The sequence below is a fragment of the Bacteroidota bacterium genome (assembly GCA_018692315.1).
In the GTDB taxonomy this organism is placed as follows: domain Bacteria; phylum Bacteroidota; class Bacteroidia; order Bacteroidales; family JABHKC01; genus JABHKC01.
Genome location: JABHKC010000176.1, coordinates 1 through 4,540, shown reverse-complemented (window position 1 = coordinate 4,540; position 4,540 = coordinate 1). Strand labels below are relative to the sequence as shown.

3 protein-coding genes are annotated in these 4,540 nt (G+C 34.6%); all 3 read right to left on the bottom strand.

Annotation, left to right across the window (positions count from 1 at the left end; translation table 11 throughout):
* Positions 1–1,512 (bottom strand): hypothetical protein (locus tag HN894_13385; GenBank protein MBT7144315.1); only part of this gene is annotated, 1,512 nt, incomplete at its 3' end.
* 28 nt (positions 1,513–1,540) lie between these two features.
* Entirely contained in the window at positions 1,541–2,722 is a 1,182-nt protein-coding gene (locus HN894_13380; protein MBT7144314.1) for a T9SS type A sorting domain-containing protein, read from the bottom strand.
* 9 nt (positions 2,723–2,731) lie between these two features.
* On the bottom strand, positions 2,732–4,540 hold a 1,809-nt coding region (locus tag HN894_13375; protein ID MBT7144313.1), incomplete at its 5' end, for a PKD domain-containing protein.

Below are 4,540 nucleotides of genomic sequence, written 5' to 3'. Positions count from 1 at the left end.
GTACTGAACAGAAGTCATTTGATAAAACTCGGTGCCATCGCCCATTTGCCAGCTTAGAAAATAAAGTGATGTATCGTAAGGATAAAATGGCTCAATTGAAATTTCTGTATAATTGATACTTGTATTGAAATATGAATTTGGCACGCCGCAATAATTTATATTATTATCCTCAAAACTCGCAACAAAAATATCTTTCCCGCCATTGCTCGAAACCGTAATTGTGTCTATTGTCATTGTGTTTTGGAAGTAGCCGGTTAGAGCTATTGTGCCGGTTTCAGAAACGTCAATATTAATAGCTGCATCATATCCAATGCTGCCAAATGACTCAGCCCAAAGAAAATTCCCCAAAAGGTCATATTTTGAGAAAAATATATCACTACCGCCATTAGAAATAAGTGATTGTGTTGAAAAACTTAGAGTATCATCAAATCTGCCGGTTAGATAAAGAGCACCCATTGCGCTGTATGATAATCCATATGCATAATCAAGACCTTCTCCACCAATGCTTGAAACCCAATTCAATTGTCCATTACTATTATAACTAGCAAGAAAAATATCAAAGCCATCTTGGCTTACAATTGTTTGATTTCCAAAATAGGCTGCATTGCCAAAATAGCCAACAACAAAGCAATTGCCAGAAAAGTCGGAAACAATGTCTCTACCATAATCAACGGATGTACCTCCGGCTGATGAAACCCATAGAATATTTCCAAGACTGTTTAGCTTGCCAATAAAAATATCTTTACTTCCATTATTAGTTAAGCTATAACCTCCAATGTTTGTGTTATTTGTAAATACTCCTGTAAAATAAATGTATTCATTATCATCAATGTTAATACTATAAATAATTTCATCACCACTGCCTCCAATACCTTGCACCCACAACAAATCGCCATCAGTATTATACTTTGCAACAAAACCGTCATTATTACCATTACTGGTAATTGTTGTACTTCCAAAATCGGATATTCCATTTATGATTCCTGTAATATAGCAATTGCCATTGTTATCAATTTGAATATCCAGACCTTGAGCTCCATTTGAAGAAATGCCTGCACTTTCAACCCATTGAAAAATACCGGTAGAATCATATTTTGCCAGAAACATTGCATTGATAGAATTTTGAGCAATTATTGAAGTATCACCAAAACTCGAAACATCTCTAAAATATCCGGTTATGTAGCAATTGCCGTCATTATCGCTAACAACATCATAAGGCAGGTCACCTAAAGTACCGCCTGCTCTTTCTGCCCATATCAAATTACCAGTACTACTAAATCTTGCAATGTAAATATCATTCTCAGAACTATTCGATTGTAGTAATGTATCTGCAAAATCAAGTGTGCCAATGAAATTACCGACATTATAATAATCATTCGAATTATTTATGGTAATACCACGTCCAACATCATCTGCCGTGTTTCCATAAGATTTTAAAAAGTTTAATTCAACTTGAGATAAGGCAAACAGATTAATCAAAACAGAAATTATACTAATACTTATTTTTTTCATGATTCAAAATTTATAATACTATTAAAACTTATTTTACTATAATCATTTTGCGTGTTGCACAATATTTTCCTGAAACGACTTTATAAAAATATGTGCCTGCGTCTAAGTTTTTACAGTTGATAATGATTTTATTATTTCCTTGATAAAATACATCTTGAGGTATTGTTTTAACCAGTTTTCCAAATATATCAAATATATGAATTGTAATATTAGATTTTTGAGGCAAGTAAAATCTTATTGTTGTTTGTTCAGAAAAAGGATTCGGATAGTTCTGATAAAGTTTAAACGAAGAAGAATTAAAATGCTCTGAAACTATTAAACCAACAATATATATTCCATCTTTAACATATTGGTTACTGCCTTCCTTCCATCTTTCAACTTTTAGGATTTCCTCACTGTTTTCCTGTTTCCTAAATAATCTGATAGTAAATCTTTCTTCAGAGTATAAACCATCCTTTTCTTTAGTTAGATGGTCGTCTCCCCAAACACAAATTGGTAGATTTTCACCATGATAAACATTACTTCCAACTAAATTGTTTTGGCTATCCAAAATCCCAATCTCATCACCAATTTCCGGACACATCTCCCAGGCATCGTCTGGAATACCGATTGCAAGACTATTATTTGTTTTGATATAATCTTTATAATATGTTGGTGTACTCTTTATGTTATGACTTTTGCTTGAGCTTGAATTTGGAATATAAATTAAACTATAAAACGGAATAGTATCTTGCATTTTAATATCATAACCTCTGCCGGGCGTGAGTTTTTCAAACTGATATACATAATATTCAGGCCAATACACAATACCTACTTCATTTTTGACAATTAAAATATCATCGTGAATACTGGCCATAACTTCAACCACATCATCAATATTTTGCCTCAAATACCCCACCATGCTCCAACCAGAATCAATCAACAATTCCGTTTCCTCAGGAATAATCGGCAATCCTGTAATCGTTAAAGTATCAGCATCGTCAACATTAATTTCATAAGCTTCGCCAATAGTGATACTATCCAAGCTGTTGTTACTACTATCAGGATAGTAAGTATTTCCAAACTCATCAGAAACTTCAATTAGGTTGGTATCTAAATCTGCAAAAATGGAATCGAAATTGTTTTCTAAAGGTTCGAGATAGGTGGAGAAGATGCCCCAGCCATCGCGGAGGGGGATTTGTTGGCTTAATATTTCTAATTCATAACTCATAATTCCTAATTAATAATTCAACACATCTCCAACATTCATCTTCACCTGATAGCCCTTGCCGGGAAGCATATTGCCTATGTTGTTTACGCTGTATTGTGGCCAGTAAACGTTGCCAAGTTCGTCTTTCACAATTTCAGTGTTTTGAGTTATATCCGAAAACATTTGCGAAATATCGGCAGGTATCTGTCGAAGATAACCAATTATGCTCCAACCAGCCTGTAGTGTTATGGGTGAGTTTTGAGGCTGGCAAATTATTCCTGTAACACTCAAAGTATCGCCACTTGACATTTTCACCTGATAGCCCTGGCCGAGAGCAAGAGTATCGAGTAATGTGATTGAGTATTGAGGATAATAGACCAAACCAATTTGGTTTTTTACCAAAACAGTATTTCCTACAATTTCCTGAAAAACACTATCAATATTGTTTTCGTAAGGTTCGATGTAGGTTGAAAAAATGCTCCAGCCTTGTGGTAGCGAAATTGACTGTGTGCCGCTATAAATGCACGAACCATTATTAAAATCGGCATTTGGGTTGTAGTTTAGGGCAAGAGTATCGTTGCAGCCTGGCGTGCCGAGGGTGAAATATTCACAATCGGTTTCGGAACAGCCCACACCCAAATTGTTTATTGCTGTCAGGCAAATCTCATAAACTCCATAGTCGGAATATGTGTGCCATTCTTCATATCCACCTCCAGATGTACCATCACCAAAAGTCCAGTTGTAAGAAAAGTCAGGATTCCCTCCTCCTTGTACAATTACTGTCATACTATCGTATTCGAAAAGAAAAACATTGCCTATTGCAGCATATACATCGCATTCAGGTTCTTCAATAGTAATATTTATGGGTCCGTAGCTTCCAAAACATGTCGAATCTTCCAAATCGTAAACTGTGAGAGAAATGGGATAATTGCCTACATTAGTATAAAGGCAATTCCAATGCCAGTGGTTATTCATCGTATATCCAGTGCCACCAGTGCCACAATTGCAGTTTAAGGCATAACTATTTGGCGGTTCGTTATATACCTCATATGCCCAAACTAGAGCATTCCAACCGTATTGCCATGTATCGTAATCTATTTCATAATCGAAACCTATATCGTTATAACATTCGAGGTCAATTTCTTTTTCAATAATCAAAATGCAATTGGAATCTGCTTTGTGCGAAAGCTGACAAGTAACATCATAAATATTAGTGTATGGAAAAATATGATTGATAAGATACTGATTTTCAATAGTTATACCATCGCCAAGATTCCATAAAATATTATAATTTACGGTATCTACATTTGGCAAAAGTTCAAAAATTGCATGTTTATAAACATTTTCATAAATCACAATTTCGGCAGACTGAATGCAAGGGATACTATCCACATTTAAAGTTTTTTGAATTTGATTGTTGCAAGTGCCATCTGGCAGATAAACCACTGAAAGTGTGATAGTTTTATAACCATAATAATTATAAAAATTTGTAGGATTGTTTTGATTGGAAATACTTGTAGAATCTCCAAAATCCCAAATAATTTGATATTCAGTAGTATCCAGAAAGTATGATGTCTCGAATGAAACATTTGTACTGTCTCTCTGCATCGAAAAATCGAGATCGTCTATTAAACAGGTAGTTATTATTGTATCATGCAGGTTTATTGAGCAAATACTGCCATTATTATCCTCGATGAAAAGCGAAATTCCAAAAGTGTCTATTTGCTGATAATTGTACTGAAGTGAGTTTGTTTGAAAAAACTGTGCACCATCACCCAAATCCCATGAAATGCTCCAAAAAGAAGTGTCGATAAAATATGATGTTTCAAGTTCTACATT